This is a genomic window from Butyricimonas sp. Marseille-P3923, from assembly GCF_900184685.1.
Classification (GTDB): domain Bacteria; phylum Bacteroidota; class Bacteroidia; order Bacteroidales; family Marinifilaceae; genus Butyricimonas; species Butyricimonas muris.
Window position 1 is genome coordinate 259,032 of the sequence record NZ_FXXL01000006.1, and the last position, 16,511, is coordinate 275,542.

The 16,511-nt window shown below is 43.0% G+C and carries 10 protein-coding genes; 3 read left to right on the forward strand and 7 right to left on the reverse strand.

What is annotated here, in order from left to right; translation table 11 throughout:
- The 6 genes from CS948_RS07050 to aroB form a co-directional block, all read right to left on the reverse strand.
- Positions 1-3,540, reverse strand: a complete 3,540-nt coding sequence (locus CS948_RS07050) for a SusC/RagA family TonB-linked outer membrane protein (protein WP_176554962.1) — start codon at positions 3,538-3,540, stop codon at positions 1-3.
- Positions 3,541-3,641: 101 nt separating this feature from the next.
- Complete coding sequence (locus CS948_RS07055; protein ID WP_141560902.1) at positions 3,642-4,799, reverse strand: FecR family protein; 1,158 nt, start codon at positions 4,797-4,799, stop codon at positions 3,642-3,644.
- Between the two features lie 448 nt (positions 4,800-5,247).
- Positions 5,248-6,399 (reverse strand): YhcG family protein, encoded by a 1,152-nt coding sequence (locus CS948_RS07060; RefSeq protein WP_099291016.1) that lies wholly within the window; start codon positions 6,397-6,399, stop codon positions 5,248-5,250.
- A 455-nt stretch (positions 6,400-6,854) separates the two neighbouring features.
- On the reverse strand, positions 6,855-7,436 hold the full coding sequence (locus CS948_RS07065) for an RNA polymerase sigma factor (protein WP_176554963.1): 582 nt from the start codon (positions 7,434-7,436) through the stop codon (positions 6,855-6,857).
- Positions 7,437-7,583: 147 nt separating this feature from the next.
- Positions 7,584-8,789 carry a 3-phosphoshikimate 1-carboxyvinyltransferase gene (locus CS948_RS07070; protein WP_099291018.1) on the reverse strand — a complete coding sequence of 402 codons (1,206 nt, stop codon included), beginning with the start codon at positions 8,787-8,789 and terminating at the stop codon, positions 7,584-7,586.
- Between the two features lie 2 nt (positions 8,790-8,791).
- Positions 8,792-9,823, reverse strand: coding sequence for a 3-dehydroquinate synthase (aroB, locus tag CS948_RS07075; RefSeq protein ID WP_099291822.1), 1,032 nt, complete (start codon positions 9,821-9,823; stop codon positions 8,792-8,794).
- Positions 9,824-9,948: 125 nt separating this feature from the next.
- Here aroB and dprA point away from each other — a divergent pair, with 125 nt between their 5' ends.
- The 3 genes from dprA to CS948_RS07090 all read left to right on the forward strand — a co-directional run bounded on the left by dprA (position 9,949) and on the right by CS948_RS07090 (position 14,109).
- On the forward strand, positions 9,949-11,061 hold the full coding sequence (gene dprA, locus CS948_RS07080; protein WP_099291019.1) for a DNA-processing protein DprA: 1,113 nt from the start codon (positions 9,949-9,951) through the stop codon (positions 11,059-11,061).
- Positions 11,062-11,251: 190 nt separating this feature from the next.
- Positions 11,252-12,586, forward strand: a complete 1,335-nt coding sequence (gdhA, locus tag CS948_RS07085; RefSeq protein ID WP_099291020.1) for an NADP-specific glutamate dehydrogenase — start codon at positions 11,252-11,254, stop codon at positions 12,584-12,586.
- 125 nt (positions 12,587-12,711) lie between these two features.
- The gene (locus tag CS948_RS07090; protein WP_099291021.1) at positions 12,712-14,109 is read left to right on the forward strand and encodes an MATE family efflux transporter; all 1,398 of its coding nucleotides are present in this window, start codon (positions 12,712-12,714) and stop codon (positions 14,107-14,109) included.
- A 75-nt stretch (positions 14,110-14,184) separates the two neighbouring features.
- Here CS948_RS07090 and CS948_RS07095 read toward each other — a convergent pair whose 3' ends face one another.
- Positions 14,185-16,506, reverse strand: coding sequence for a Gldg family protein (locus CS948_RS07095; RefSeq protein WP_099291823.1), 2,322 nt, complete (start codon positions 16,504-16,506; stop codon positions 14,185-14,187).
- Between the last annotated feature and the right edge of the window lie 5 nt (positions 16,507-16,511).

The following is a 16,511-nucleotide window of genomic DNA, read 5'->3' on the forward strand; positions in this document are numbered from 1 at the left end:
TTAAAATTTTAATGTTAAACCTAACGTTAACTTCCGGGCAAGCGGGTAATTATCAAAATTATCAAATCCACTTACCGGATCAACAGATTCCGGGTCTACTCCCGAATAATTCGTGAGCAAGAACAGATTCTCCCCCGTGAAAAAAATACGTCCGGACTCCAAACCTATCTTTTTCATGATATCCTTGGGAACATTATACCCTAATGTCAATTGCTTCAACCGTACAAAACCAACCGTTTCAATATCTTTATCTGTAAAGGCATCAAATTGTCCCGTATATCCGGCATTCGCAGCCTCAACTCTCGGATAGTCTGTTTTATCTCCCGGTTGCTGCCAAAAAGTTAAATCACGATAATCATTAAAAATCGGTTTAAAATTATGGTCAAGCACCAGAGATGCTTTTTTCATGCGATTAATCATCTTACGACCGAAGCTAAATGTAAACAACACGTTTAAATCAAACCCCTTCCACATAATCTCGTTTGCGAAACCACCACTTGCTAAAGGAAGAGTGCTTGCAGCATAATATCTATCATTCTCCGAATCGATACGCCCGTCCCCATTCAAATCTGCCAACTGATACATTCCTTCCCGGTAAGGATTATTATAATAACCGGCATATAAACTATTTTCATACATATTTTGATCAAAATAAGAAGGGACATCTTCTGCATTCTGAATCATTCCCAAGTTCTTATACACGTAAAAACCGAACAATGACCGACCGATCACGTAAGGATTCGCGTTCCCCGGCACATCCAAACCCGAATAAGATTTCTCGAAACGATTCCAGTTGCGACTAATATTGAAACGAGCTCGCCAACTCACAGCCGTCTCGCGGAAAATATCCGCAACCAACTCTAATTCCAATCCTTCATTGGACACTTCCAACGCATTCTGCCATGCTGACTTAAAATAATACACAGTTCCCGGTAACGGTGCATTCCACAATACAGATTTTGAATATTTATAATAATAGTCCAACTTAAATTTCAGACGATAATCAAATAAATCCACATCTAACCCCAGATCATATTGATCTGATTCTTCCCATGTCAACGACTTGTTAAAGATCGTCGCCGGATCCATTCCAACGCCACCCAAAAACTTATCTCCGATCACGTAAGTTCCGTGTGCCAGATAAGGCTGAGCAAATTCCTGACCGGAAGTTCCCCAAGAAGCACGAATCTTACCATAACTCAACCACCAGAAACGATCCATAAAATTCTCTTCAGAGAACGCCCATCCCACGGCAACGGAAGGGAAGGTAGCCCAACGTACATCCTCTCCAAATACAGAAGAACCGTCCCGACGTAAAGTAACCTCCGTCAAATATTTCTGTTTAAAGTTATAAGCCAATCGCCCGAATCCGCTGACTTGAATCTTTTCTTCAAAATCCGAGTTATATTTTTGCAGAGAAACAATCTCCCCGGCTTTCGTATACGTTGTGTTAAAACCAGATAATACGTAGTGTATCTTATCACTTGGAGAGCCCTCGCCGGAACCGAACATAGAATTCTTACTTGTACGAATATAAGAGAACCCAAACAAAAAATCGAAATTATGTTGTTCCTTAATATTAAATCTATAACTCAACAATTCCTCGTTTTGAAGAATCATGTTACCCTCCATTTGTCCGATGGATTTACTCAAATTATTCTGCTGATCCAAATAACTCGGACTAAACGTATTCGAACGAGCCTCCGTGTAATTTGCAGATATACTTGCCGTAAGTTTCAATCCACGAATAAACTCGTACCCCAAATTCAAACTACTCCGGATATTATAAGAATAAGCTTTATCCACTTTGGCATTCAACAACTGTAATAATCGGTCTTTCACATCCCCCTCTGCCGGTAAAAGAGAAGACGTTTGCTTGGGATCTGCTGTCAAACGTTCTATAGCTGTTCCATCTCCAAATCCGGAACTCCCGCTTCCCCGACTACGATCAGAATATGACAAATACAAACGGGCATCCAAACTTAAATTCTTTCTCGGCTTCATATTTATATTCGTGATTATATTTGCCCGCTTAAATTCACTCCCGTACATAATTCCCTCTTCCTGATACCAACCTCCACCAACTAAATAAGTAACTCTCTCGTTTCCCCCGGAAGATTGCAGATTAGCATTAATAATTTTCCCATGGCGGAAAACCTGCTTCCACCAATTCGTGGCATTATTATAAAACGGATTCAAACTATCCTGCAATTGAGGTGTATAACCGTATCCCGCGTTATTCAAATTATATCCGTTCCCCCAAAAATAATCATATGTTCCGGCAGCATGAGAATAAGCATCATAATAAGAAGTAGGTAACTGCCAATTATCTCCTGTCATCGGATTTCCATAATTACCGGCTAATCTCTCGTTCCTCGCCATACTAATCCACCATCTACGTTCCGCGTTACCTATAAGCTGTTCCGGAGTTTTAGGTAAAACAGAATAAGAATATGACACGTTCGCTTGGAAATCTCCTCGCCCGATTTTACCCTTTTTCGTCGTAATCAAAATCACACCATTCGCGGCCCGAGAACCATAAATCGCAGCAGAAGCGGCATCCTTCAATACCTCAACAGACTCGATTGTAGTTGGATCAATCTCAGCCAATGTATTCGTTCCCGTCACAGGAGAAGTAAAAGAGTGAATTGGTACACCATCAACAACATACAACGGCTCCCCACTTGTTGTCCCATTCATCAATGAGTTGTAACCGCGAATAACAACGCGAGTACCTCCTCCCCCGGGAGCTCCTGAAATATTATTCACCTCAACACCTGCCATGTGACCTTGCAGTAGATTCGCCAAACTAGCCGAAGGAACTTCCTCCAAATCTTTCGCCTTCACAGAAGACACCGAACCGATTAACTCTCTTTTGTTCCGTTCCCCGTAAGCGATCACCGTCACCTCGTCCAAATCCGAGGCTTCTTCTTTCATCGTGACTATCAACTCATCCCCAGCCTTAAACTTTTTCTTTTCTTGCTTGAAACCAACAAAAGTAAAAATCAACTGCCCTGTTTCCACCGGCAAAGACAACATAAACTGCCCCATTGCATCCGTGGCACATCCCACGGTAGTGCTATCCAAACGTATAGTAACTCCCGGTAACGGCTGTTTCTTCTCGTCCAACACTTTTCCTTTCACGATGAATTTCTTCACGTCTTTCTTTTCATCATCCTTAGCAACAGCCGGCTTCACGATGATAACGTTCCCCTCGTACAAGAAGTTCAACCCAGCAAATACCCGTTTCAATAAAACATCCAACTCCTCGTCTTTTGCCGAAACGGTAATGTTACTAAAAGAAACCAGATCAGCATCATTATACACGAAATACAAATTCGTTTTCTTCTGAATCTCTTTAAAGAGTTCCATCGCACCGACATTCTTCATTTCCAGCGTCACCCTCTGTTGTTGCGAGAACGTGTTAGCGGAAATCGTCATGCAGGTCATTGTCAATAAAATAACTAATAATTTCATGATTCGTAATAGACCATTTTTCTTTTTACCATAGAAATAGTAAAAACTTTGTTTTTTTTTCATACATTTGATTTTGAAATTAAAAACTACTTGGGCAACCATTGTCGCATTTGCTTGCCCACATTTATTTCACTCCGGATAAGTGGCGCTTGTCCGGATTTTTCTTATTTACGCACTATTATCACTTTGCCTTTAATTTCGAAATGAACATGAGAGGTTTTCTCGATTAACCCCAACAACTTCTCGATCTCCCCGTAGCGGGGCAAATAACCGCTAAACCGCTCGTTGCGCACTTCGTCATTCATAAAAAATACATTTATATCATACCACAAGGCAAGCTCATCCAAGATTTCGCTTATACTCTTGTTTTCGAAAAAATAGTTCCCAAGATGCCACGCCACGTAAGGCATAACATCCACCTCCTGAACGGCAACCCGCCCGGACAGCTTGTTAAACACCGCCTGCTGGTTCGGATCAAGCATCACCTCCGGCTTTCCTTTCGGTTTCACGGACACGGAACCCTCGACCAATGTCGTCTGCATCCTATCCATCCTTCGGGTATTGATATTAAACTTCGTGCCGTACACTTTCACCTCCATACCATCAATCTCCACGATAAAAGGTTTTGCCACATCCTTTGCCACCTCAAAATAAGCCTCACCCTCCAAACGTACCCGACGCTCCCCCTTGATAAATTTCACGGGATAGCGAATCTCGGTGGCTGCATTCACCCACACTTTTGTTCCGTCCGACAACATCAAAGTGTACTCGCCCCCCTTCGGTGTAATCAACCGATTCTGAACTTCCACTTCCCGGTCTTTTTGCAAGGAATCCACGTACACCAAAGCCAGATCGCTCGTACGTATACTCATTCCGTCCTCTTGTCCCAACAACACACGAGAAGTATCCAGCGCCACAACCTTCCCGTCATTCAACACCAACGTCGCCTTTCTCGTCCCATGCACGATCTGTCCAATCCCGTAATCCTCCGCATCAACAGCGGGCTTTTGCTCCAAAAAGAAGAACAAAACTATCGTCAAAGGTAACACCAACATTGCCGCGTATCCCGCAACCTTTATCCACATCCGGCGCACTCGTTTACGATAAGCAGTATTCAGTCTGGCTTTAAAATCCTTTTTAAAATCCTCCCTCGTATCTTTTTCCAAACGGTATCCCTCGCGAATGGCAACGAAACGCTTCATATCCTCGTACACGGCACAATGCTTTTCTGACTTGTCCAACCACACCCGCAAAGCCTTCTCCTCCTCTTCATTCAATGAAGAAGTCAAACTCCGCTTTATCAATAACCAATCTATTTTCATCTTAATCTCACTCAAATTCACACCTAAAACACGGAACACCCGAAAATGTTTACACGAAAAATGATTTTTTTTTACTCCTTAGGCAAAAAAAATAACACATCAGAATAATAAGCTAAAAATCAATTTACCACAAATGCCAACATCATCATAAACCATTTCACACCGATTATCTGGCGCAAAGGTACCTGTAGATTCAATCGACAAAACCCTCGACAGTATTAAATAAGATACTTTTCTGTTAAAACGTGGGCGAACTGTGGGCGAACATCAGGCGATGAGTAGGCGAACCCGCCCAAAAGTCACTCAAAAGGCTATCTACCGCCACTCAATGGTAGAAAAGTTGCCTAGTAAGCAATCCTTACCCGAGAGTTTCCCGGGGCAAATTATGAACCGGATACCTTTAATTCTATTTTTCCCCTTCCTTGTCCTATCTTTATTCTTATTATGCTTACAACAACTTCTTCAATTCATCCATATCCGGCAAAGCTTTTCTTAATTCATCCGGCATATCATTAGCAGTCTTGTAGGTTGCAACTCCCAATGGTTTGTTAAAATCACGAACAGCATACTCGACAAAATTACGATCAACACCCTTACAAAGAATTATGCCAATAGACGGATTCTCATGAGGTTTTCGCACATAGTCATCTAAAGCCTGCAAATATAAATGCAATTGTCCTAAATGTATGGGCCGAAATTCCGAGTACTTTAACTCCACCGCAACAAGTGAATTGAGCTCTCTATTAAAAAATAACAAATCAATAAATACATCATGACCACAAACTTCTATGTGATATTGATTTCCAATAAAACTAAAGTCTTGTCCAAAGGTCATTATAAATTTTTTTATATTCTGCACGATAGCATTTTCAACTATTCTTTCATCAATATCTTCTTTATCCCTTTCATCCAAATTTTCCACGTTGATAAAGTCGAGTAAATATTCATCTTTAAACATACTGATCGCTTTCACAGATTGTTGAACATCGGGTATCGTGTTTACAAAATTGTTTGGCATCGCCCCTTGATGCCGATAATCATTCGCTTCGAGATGAACACGTAATGTATATTTATTCCAACAGTTAACCACTGTTTGATGAATATAAAAAGCACGTTCCTCTATAGTACTCGTTTTATGAATAATCTCCATGTGGTGCGTGAAACTGATACTAAAGAATTCCTCCATGTTTAGATTGCTCGCCAGTGGCGAGCAATCTATCATCAGTAGAGTATTACTATCTATTTCAATGGGATTTAATATTTTATCTTCAAGATTTGCAAATTTACTCGCCAGTGGCGAGCATTTTAAGACAGAACTCCATTCCTCATAAAATTGCCTCATTTTCCGTATATGTTGGGCAGAAAATCCACGCAACCCCGGTAATTCCTTTTGCAATCGTTGGCTAATAGCTTCAATAGCTCCTGTTCCCCAAAATTTATCACGAGAATTAAGTGATACATATTTCCCGATCCCCCAATAAAGTCCCAACTGTTCTTTGTTTACCAACTTAGCGGCCTGATATTGACTACGAAGTATAGCTGTCTTTATAATTTGTACTGCCGCATTATAAACTGTTTCTAATTTATGATTTTCTTCCATATCCTCATGGATTAATTTTTACCGATCACATCCGAAACATCTCTTTGCTATCTAAAATAGACGTTACACAATTCAATATTACAGGAGGCTTTTCAATTACCGCATAAATATAGTAAATCATATTCTGGATTTGGGATATTTTATACATTAAAATTTTTAAGAAAATTCCTAAATACAGACTCGCATGTAAATTTCCATACCTCTTTTAATTACGTTTCAAAAGTAAAACAATCGAAACATTTTGTATGTTAGTCAATTACTCCCATCCACTTTGAATTAGAACAATATTATTCTATATACAAAACAAAAATGACTATTTTTTATTTTGCATATAGAATAAAAATATACTGAAAACAGTTATAGCCGAAAAACTATTGATTATCACGCGGGATACAGAACAAGTGTTGGAAATGAACGGTAAAACAATCGAGGTCATTCCCGCGTGAAAATGGCTGTTAAGCCTGTAAAAGCAAACACGATTGACTCATCACGAAAAGGAGCAGGATGAAATCGTAATTCGAGAAACTTTCTTTAATTTTCTCCATTCCCCGGTGCAATTGCACCTTCACCGTGTTTTCGTTCATGGACAATTGCTCCGCGATATCACTGTATTTATAGCCATGCACAAACCGCAAAAGACACACTTCCCGACACCTGTCCGGCAATTCATCCATTACTTGCCGGATCTTTTCCAGCACTTCTTCCTCGTCGATCGTGTCAACATTATCGGAATACACTGCCGCCTCCGCGTACAATGCCATATTCCGGTCTTCGACCTTGGCATCCCGCAGGTAATTGTAGCATCGGTTCCGCACGCTCGTGTAGAGATACGCTTTCAACGATCCCCTGTAATTGGAAAAAACCGATTTCTCGTAAATCGTGATAAACACTTCCTGCACGATATCATTAGCCACATCTTCCCGGAAAACCATATTCAAAGCGAACGTAAACAACTTATCGAAATACCCATCAAACAATTCAGAATAGGCACTCCGGTCATTTCGTCTTAATCGCTCTATCAATATCTGTTCATCCAAAATATTACGTTTTTCTTGTATCCACGGTCAACAAAAATATTCCTATTTTCGATTCAATAAAAATATTTCCCGCAATTTATTATCAAATTAACATTGCTAGCACGAGTACACCGCACACAAGCCTCGTGCCGCATAAACCGGAAATCTCTAAATCATTAAATTATTAAACTGTTCCCAGAAACCGGGGAATGATTTAGTTACCACCCCGGCATCCCGAATGGTTAACCCGGGAAACTTCAACCCGGCAGGAGCAAATGCCATTGCCATACGGTGGTCTTGATACGTGTCTATATCTAATGAAGTCAACGTATTACGCACCTTATCCCAGCACAATTCCCCGTGTATCGGCACCTGCAATTTATATCCCAATTTACTTAACTCCCGCGTAACGGCATCCACCCGGTCACACTCCTTTATATATAAGGTTTCGACACCCCGCAAATGGAACGGGATACCCGATAAACAACAAGCTACAATCAGAGGAAGAGCCGTATCGGGCATTCCCGACAAATCCGCCTCGAAACGGGGCACTCGCGCATCATGGGTAGATAAACGAATCCCCCCGGTTACCCTTTCCGTGTGTACCCCTAACTGTTGCCATAACTCGACTTGACGCGCATCACCTTGCAAGTTATCGTACTCCAACCCCGGAAGAAAGAGTTTCCCCTCTCCCGCGACAACCAACAACTCGTAAAAAAAAGACGCCGCACTCCAATCGGCACTAACCCGGAAAGCAGCAGGCATATATTTCCCCCCGGGAATGACTACCCGATTCCCCGCAACACATACCTCTGCCCCGAAGCGACGCATCATTTCCGCCGTCATGTGAATATAATCCGCGGAAACGACTTTCCCTTTCAAATCAATCACGAGTCCCCCTTCCACCAAAGGAGCAATCATCATCAACGCCGAAATATACTGGCTACTGACCGAGGCATCCAAGCAAATCTCTTTCCCCTTCAACACGGCATTCCCAATCCATAAAGGCGGAAAACCCTCTCTCCCCAAATATTCAATATTTGCCCCCAGTTCCCGCAAAGCCTCCACCAGCACTTTTATCGGTCGCTGCTTCATTCGCCCCGAACCGGTCAATTCCCATACCCCGTCACACAAGGCGAAATAAGCTGCCAAAAAGCGCATGGCAGTTCCCGCGTGACCGACATCCACGAGTCCGCCCGTTCGGGACAACGCTTCCATCAACACAAGGGTATCATCGCTATCGGACAGATTTTCAGGCAACACCCCGTCCGCCAACGCACTCAACACGAGAGCCCGGTTGGACACACTCTTGGATGCCGGTAAAATTACCGTGCCTTTTATTTCTTTCCCTTCCCAAGCGATAACGTTATCCATGCTTATATCTGGTTTAATGCTTCCGTAATCTGTTCTTTCGTGCAGTAATTATTGATAGAAAACTGCCCGACATCTTCCAGAAGTGTAAAATTCACACCTTTACAATCGTTTTTCTTGTCATGCAACATCAATTCATACAATGTATCCACGTGCTCCATAACCGGGTAGGTTGGATAATATCTCTTGATAAATTCCCTCACCCGGCGATACACTTCGCCCGGGAAACCTTTCTCGCGCACGGAAAGATACAATTCGGCTATTATTCCCAACGCGATAGCTTCCCCGTGTAACATATTTTCCCGCCGCATCATGGAACAACTCTCGATGGCATGCCCAATCGTGTGTCCGAAATTCAAGGCTTTACGGATCCCTTTCTCATTCGGATCCTGAGTCACGATATCATTCTTCACGGACACGGATTTTTTAATTAACTCAAGGAATTCTTCACGCTCGGGCACGTTCGTGTCACAAGCCAATAACCGCTCCAGATACTCCATGTCAGACAATAGCCCGTGTTTCAGCATCTCGGCATAACCGGATACCCGTTCCCGAACGGGTAACGTCTGTAATAACGAAACATCAATAACCACTCGTTCCGGCTCGCTGAAAGTACCGATCTCGTTTTTCAACCCGTCAAGATTAAACCCCGTTTTCCCGCCTAACGAAGCATCCACTTGTGCCAGCAAAGTCGTGGGTACATAGATACAACGCATTCCCCGCTTAAACGTCGAAGCGGCGAAACCACCCATATCCGTCACCATACCCCCGCCCACGCATAATAATATAGAAGAACGACGAGCTCCCCGCTTACTCAACATAGACCAGACACGGGCAACACTCACCAGTGACTTGTTTTCTTCACCGCAATCGACTACCGCCACGTTCAACGGCATCCAATTCACTTTCTCCAGTAACTTATCACAAAAACCGACCGTGTGCTTATCCGCCACGATAAATAATTGCTCATGCCTGACACCTTGTAACAACTCGGCGAGGACAAGACTCGAATCCGTTGTAAATATAATACGCTCCATTTGTCCCATATTTCTGCACAAAATTACACTATTTCAACCGATACGGGGAATTAAAATTTAAAATTAATTGTTTTTCTCGCCATAAAAAAATAACTTTGGTCAAATTCATTAAAACTGATCGGCGCATGAACAATGACAATTCTACCTTGAACCGGGTGGCAATCACAATTGCTCCCAGATTAAACAATGCTTTATATTCTCCCCTATTCCAACAATGTGGCGGCATTACCGGTTTCTTTCAAGAGAGTGACAAAAATATAGAGTTGCTTTTCAAAGAAAACAACCTGACAAACATTCAACCGGAGCGTTCCCTGTGGCTGCAACTGGCTGAAGAGGAACTAAAGAACATGGAAAAACACCGTATTCAAGTCTGCGGAATAGAAGACACGAATTACCCCCGCCTGCTGAAACATTGTGCCGATGCCCCGCTGGTACTTTTCTATAAAGGTACGCTGGAACCCGACGAAGCCAAGAATATCGCTATCGTGGGTACTCGCAAAGCCACCGATTTAGGCAAAGCCCGCGTGGAAAATATCCTCCAGCAATTGGCTGACATGGGATTCCGTCCCAATGTCATCAGCGGGCTGGCTTACGGTATTGACATTGCCGCGCATTCTGCCTGCCTCAGGCACGGGCTTCGGGCACAAGCCGTGCTCGGTCACGGGTTGCACATGATCTACCCGGCACCCCACAAAAATATAGCGGACAAAATTCTGGAACAAGGTGGAACACTACTTTCCGAATTTCCAACTTGTGCACCGATACACCCCACGAATTTTCTCCAACGGAACCGCATCGTGGCAGGTATGAGCGAAGCGATACTCGTGGCTGAATCTCCCGTGAAAGGGGGAGCCATGTCCACCGCACGACAGGCATTATCCTACAGCCGGGATGTCCTCGCCTTCCCCGGTCGCCCAGAAGACACGAACTACACGGGATGCAATATGCTCATCAAACAAAATATTGCCGCCCTCGTGGAAAACGTCTCCGACATATTGAAAGCGTTGAATTGGGAACCGCTCCCGACAGCACCTTATCAAACATCACTCGATTTGTTCCCCGAATCAAGCGACGAAGACCTTATCAGACAAACTTTGACCGAAGCGGGAGAACAAAACATCGACCAACTCCATCAACTCACCCGGATACCCGTCCACGATCTGGCCGTCTTGCTCTTGAAACTGGAACTAGAGGGTATAGTCACCCGGCTTCCCGGTAAATGTTATTCACTTATTTAACCCGTTTTGTTACAGTTTTATAGCACGGGACGATAAATGATTTTAATTTTAAACTATTATAACGTTTGCGTGTATCAAAAAATAGTGCGAAAAATTTTTGGAATCATAAACAAAAGCATACCTTTGAACCGAATTTCACAATTCAAATTAAAAGATGTTTTTTTAAAGTTTTTACTTAAACAATATTCAAATGAAAGCAGAGATTAAAGAATTCATGGATGCCTTAAAGGCTAGAACCGTAGGTGAATCAGAATTCCACCAGGCTGTTCAAGAAGTGATCGAAACTGTATGGGATACCTATCAGTCAAACCCGAAATACAAGGCTAACAAGATCCTTGAAAAAATGGTAGAACCTGAAAGAGTGATCATGTTCAGAGTACCCTGGATTGATGATAAAGGTGAAGTACAAATCAACCGTGGTTATAGAGTACAATTCAACAGTGCTATTGGACCCTACAAAGGAGGTTTGCGTTTCCACCCGTCAGTAACCCTTGGTGGATTGAAATTCTTGGGCTTCGAGCAAACTTTCAAAAACTCTTTGACTACACTCCCGATGGGTGGTGGTAAAGGAGGTTCTGACTTCAACCCGAAAGGAAAATCTGATAACGAAGTTATGCGTTTCTGCCAAAGCTTCATGACTGAACTTTGCAAACACATCGGTCCTGACACTGACGTACCTGCTGGTGATATCGGTGTTGGTGCTCGTGAAATCGGTTTCTTGTTCGGACAATACAAGAGAATTCGCAACGAATTCGTTGGTGTATTAACCGGAAAGAACCGCGAATTCGGTGGTTCAAGAGTACGTCCGGAAGCTACTGGTTACGGTACCGTTTATTTCGCACAACATATGTTGGCTGAAAAAGGTGAGAAGATCGCCGGCAAGACTGTAGCTATCTCTGGTTTCGGTAACGTTGCTTGGGGTGCCGCTCAAAAATTAGTTCAATTAGGAGCTAAATTAGTTACTATCTCTGGTCCTGACGGATACATCTATGACGAGAAAGGTTTAACTCAAGAAGGTGTAGACTACATGTTGGAATTGCGCGCTAGCAACAACGACGTTGTAGCTCCTTACGCTGAGAAATTCGGTGCTAAATTCTTCCCGAAAGCAAAACCGTGGGAAGTTAAATGCGACATCGCATTCCCTTGCGCTATCCAAAACGAGTTGAACGAAGAAGATGCCAAGAAATTGGTTGCTAACGGTTGCCAAATGGTAGTTGAAACCTCTAACATGGGTTGTACCGCAGAAGCTGTTAACTACTTGAACGAGCACATTACTTTCGCTCCGGGTAAAGCAGCTAACGCCGGTGGTGTTGCCGTTTCTGGTCTTGAAATGAGCCAAAACTCAATGAGATATAGCTGGACTGCTGAAGAAGTAGACGCTAAATTGTCTCAAATCATGAAAGACATCCACGATACTTGCGTTAAATTCGGTAAAGAAGGTAACAAGATCAACTATGTTAAGGGTGCTAACATCGGTGGCTTCATCAAAGTTGCCGAGGCTATGTGCGCTCAAGGACACTGCTAATAATACAGTAAGTCTATATAAAAAATCCGCTCCAAATTCGGAGCGGATTTTTTATTACCCGGAATCAACGATATGAATAGTTTCCTGTACCTTTGTGCCGTAAAAAATTTAGGAAGATTTTCATCATGCGCTCTCAAGATAAATCACCACAAGGAACTGTTCGTATGGATATGTTGCACGGCAGCTTGCTGAACAAAATTCTATTGTTTGCACTGCCATTGGCAGCAAGTAGTATCCTGCAACAATTGTTCAACTCGGTGGATGTAGCTGTTGTCGGGAAGTTTGCCAGCAGTCAGGCTCTTGCAGCAGTAGGAAGCAACGCCTCGGTTATCAGCCTGATGATAAACCTGTTTGTTGGGATATCCGTTGGGGCAAGTGTCGTTATCGCGAACTATATCGGACAAAAGAATCAACGCGGTATCAAAAATGCCATACATACCGTTTCCGTGGTCACGCTAGCAAGTGGCGTACTATTACTCGCGGTCGGATTGCTCATCGCCCGACCTATCCTGGAAATGATGGACACTCCCGATGATGTTATTGACCTAGCCGTCCTATATCTCCGTATCTACTTTCTAGGGATGCCCTTCTTCATGATCTACAACTTCGGCGCTGCCATTCTTCGCAGTATGGGCGACACGAAACGCCCTCTCTATTGTCTTATCATTGCCGGACTCATCAACACGGCATTAAATTTATTATTAGTCATCGTCTTCAAAATGAGTGTCGCAGGGGTTGCCATAGGCACAGTCGTATCCAATATGTTTTGCGCCGGCATGATCATCTACATCCTTTTACACGAGAAAGAGCCTTTCCGTCTGGAAGGCAAACACATCAAAATATCCCGTCCCGAATTACGAAAAATGCTCCGGATTGGCGTCCCCGCGGGGGTACAGGGTATGGTATTCTCCATTGCCAATATCTTCATTCAAGCCGCCATCAACCGCTTCGGTTCAAATGCCATCGCCGGCTCTGCCGCAGCCCTTACCTATGAATATTACTGCTACTTCGTGGTCAGTGCGTTCAGCCAAGCTACCGTCACCTTCATCAGTCAAAACTACGGGGCCGGACAAATCGAACGCTGCAAGAAAGTATTCCGCCAGACCATGTTACTAAGCGTTGCTTCCTGCGCCATCCTGAACGGATTCTTTGTCTGGCAAAAAGAACTCGCTATCGGAATCTTCACCTCCAGTCCCGAAGTATTCCGATTTGCCACCCTTCGCATGGAAATCGTATTGCTAACACAAAGCCTCGCCTGTTCCTACGAGATAGCAGGTGCGGCCCTCCGGGGACTGGGGTATTCCATGCTACCCGCCATACTCACGGTATTCGGCACCTGCGTGTTGCGTTTATTCTGGGTGTACGTCATCTGTCCTCTGTTTCCCACCTTCGAAACCCTAATGATCATCTATCCCATCTCGTGGATTGTCACGGGGGCTGCCGTATGTATCGCTTATCATATCATTCAAAAGAAGTTGTTCATTCCCGAAAAAGCATACAATTTGCTAAATGGCAATAATTGAGTATCAGAGATACAAAGGCTACCTTTATTCCCATTCTCCAGAGAATAAGGTAGCCTTTTTATCACTTTTCAAACATTAACGTCCTCTTCTTCTAATCCATATCAAGATCGCAAATAAGATCAATACCAATGGAATTACTCCCATAAACAAAATCTTTGTTACAGTCATTCCTCCTTTGGTAACATAGACTTTATTATCCGGGAGTTTCGGACGACGAATATCAATAGGCACTTCTCCATCTGACATCCAAAAGAATGAGGAAGTAATTAAAGAATAATTGGATGCTTCTACCCCATTACGAGAAATACTGATCTCTCCGTTACTCAAGCAATCCGCATCTCCCAAGATAATAATTTTCTGTTCCCTGTTCCCCACGGCGCGAGAAAGAGCAACCATAGTTGGAACCTGATTCAATTCGACCTCCCCCTTATCCGGATTCATCACAGGTATTTCATCTACAAAGTCCGTACTTTCAACCTCATTCCAAACGGTTTTCAGTGAATCAGTAACTAACAATACTGTTACCTTGAAACCGCTATTCGGTATTCCGGATAAATCCAAGCCCACGGTAGAAGGCATCGTTGCCACGTATCCATATCTATACATGTCTTTTAGTTGGTAAGAAAACTCGGCTGCCTCTTTTGTTACCTTGGACATGATAAAATCCGACTGAAAATTCTCACTTGGACTCACCAAACGTCCCGACATAAAACGAACCCCGAATTGCTCCACAAGAGGATTCATGTACTTCTGACGCTTAGGTTCTCCCGCTATCAAAAGATTCCCTCCCCGGGCAATATAAGCATCCAAATTCTTCCGATGTGCTTCCGGCAAAACCTCCCTCACATCCGCGATAACCAAAATATTGATATCTTCAGGAATTTCTTCGTCTAAAGTAACTTGTCTGAAATCAAAACCTTGATTAATCAAAGAATAGCGGAAAGGCTTATCTTGTGCAAAACGATTATAATCTCTATCGCCTTGTTTGATACAATCACGTTCTCCGTGTCCTTCCACGAATCCCACTTGCGGCAAATCCATCACCAATCGTTTAAAAGCCGCGGTGATTTCCGTCTCGAACGGGAACACATACATATCATCATAAATACGCAAAAATGCCTTCTGCCCATTCTCTCTTTCCAATACCCGCACGAAACGATAATTTTCACCCGACAAATCTTCCAATTTGCTCACTTCATTCACATCAAGATAAATAGAAGAGTCTACACCATAATTCTGGGTAATTTTCACCATCCTCTCCCGATCATTCAAAGTAGGATAACGCTTATTCAACTCCTTCTCGTTATTTCCTTTGGCATAATAACGGACATATCTCATCTTGATATCCGGCTTAAAACGAGTATATTGCTTGAAACGTTTGATATCGCTCAACTCACTTTTCGGGAAGCCATACCACAAAAATCGATCTTCATCCAACACGTTGGCATAGGTGGTAATTGTCAAATTCCCTTTCATCTTGGACACGATTTCCTGACTATTCGGAGTCAAGGTATTTACTTTAGTCCGCGTAGCATCATAATAACACATGAATGTAGGTCGAGAACTCAAATACCCAATCGACACAGCAATCAATATCGCCAAGCAATACCAAGAAGTACTAACGAACCAACTTTTTTTCTTACGTATCACGGTCAACCTGATTACAGTAAAAGTCAGAAACAAAACGACAACAACCAAAAAGTAAATTACATCTTCGCTACAAAGCAAACCGTTGATAAATTCACCTGAACGCCCTCGAATTGATAACCAATACGTGATATCCCGCACAAAAGCGATATCCTGCCACATACCGCCCACGTAATTCAACACGGCAAATACCGCAAAGGTACCCATCGCTGCAACCACCTGATAAGAGGTCAAGGATGACATGAAAAGCCCGATAGCTCCATACGCGCAAATCAACAGGTAAAGCCCTAGCAACCCTGCCAATACCGGAGGTAAATCAAATTCATGCACGAAACATACACCATAAATCACGAACAGGCCAAGTACCGCAATCATCACAAGCGCATAAATCATTATTGAAATAAATTTCCCGATAACAATCTGAAAATTCGTCACTGGTGACGAATAAAGCAACTTGATTGATCCACTACTCAACTCCCGACTCATGATACCCATGGTCAATAAAGGTATATACAAGTATAAATACCCTTGAATTTCGGGAAACAATCCCCCACGCCAAGGACTGGTAAAAGTCCCCATGGTCACATTATAAACGTAACGTCCCAATTCTTGAGAAACGACATACCCCTCAAACGCATTCACAAACGTCATGCTGGCCTGAAACGTGAAAATAATCAAGATGAACCATGCTATAGGTGAATAAAACATAGTCTGCAATTCCGTCAGGGCAATTCTTTTTATAGCTTTCATATTTC

What these genes read in the sequence shown, in the direction of transcription:
- CS948_RS07050 (WP_176554962.1), bottom strand. Translation starts at nt 3,540, where the DNA reads ATGAAAAAAAAACAAAGTTTTTACTATTTCTATGGTAAAAAGAAAAAT.
- CS948_RS07055 (WP_141560902.1), bottom strand. Translation starts at nt 4,799, where the DNA reads ATGAAAATAGATTGGTTATTGATAAAGCGGAGTTTGACTTCTTCATTG.
- CS948_RS07060 (WP_099291016.1), bottom strand. Translation starts at nt 6,399, where the DNA reads ATGGAAGAAAATCATAAATTAGAAACAGTTTATAATGCGGCAGTACAA.
- CS948_RS07070 (WP_099291018.1), bottom strand. Translation starts at nt 8,789, where the DNA reads ATGGATAACGTTATCGCTTGGGAAGGGAAAGAAATAAAAGGCACGGTA.
- aroB (WP_099291822.1), bottom strand. Translation starts at nt 9,823, where the DNA reads ATGGAGCGTATTATATTTACAACGGATTCGAGTCTTGTCCTCGCCGAG.
- dprA (WP_099291019.1), top strand. Translation starts at nt 9,949, where the DNA reads ATGAACAATGACAATTCTACCTTGAACCGGGTGGCAATCACAATTGCT.
- gdhA (WP_099291020.1), top strand. Translation starts at nt 11,252, where the DNA reads ATGAAAGCAGAGATTAAAGAATTCATGGATGCCTTAAAGGCTAGAACC.
- CS948_RS07090 (WP_099291021.1), top strand. Translation starts at nt 12,712, where the DNA reads ATGCGCTCTCAAGATAAATCACCACAAGGAACTGTTCGTATGGATATG.
- CS948_RS07095 (WP_099291823.1), bottom strand. Translation starts at nt 16,506, where the DNA reads ATGAAAGCTATAAAAAGAATTGCCCTGACGGAATTGCAGACTATGTTT.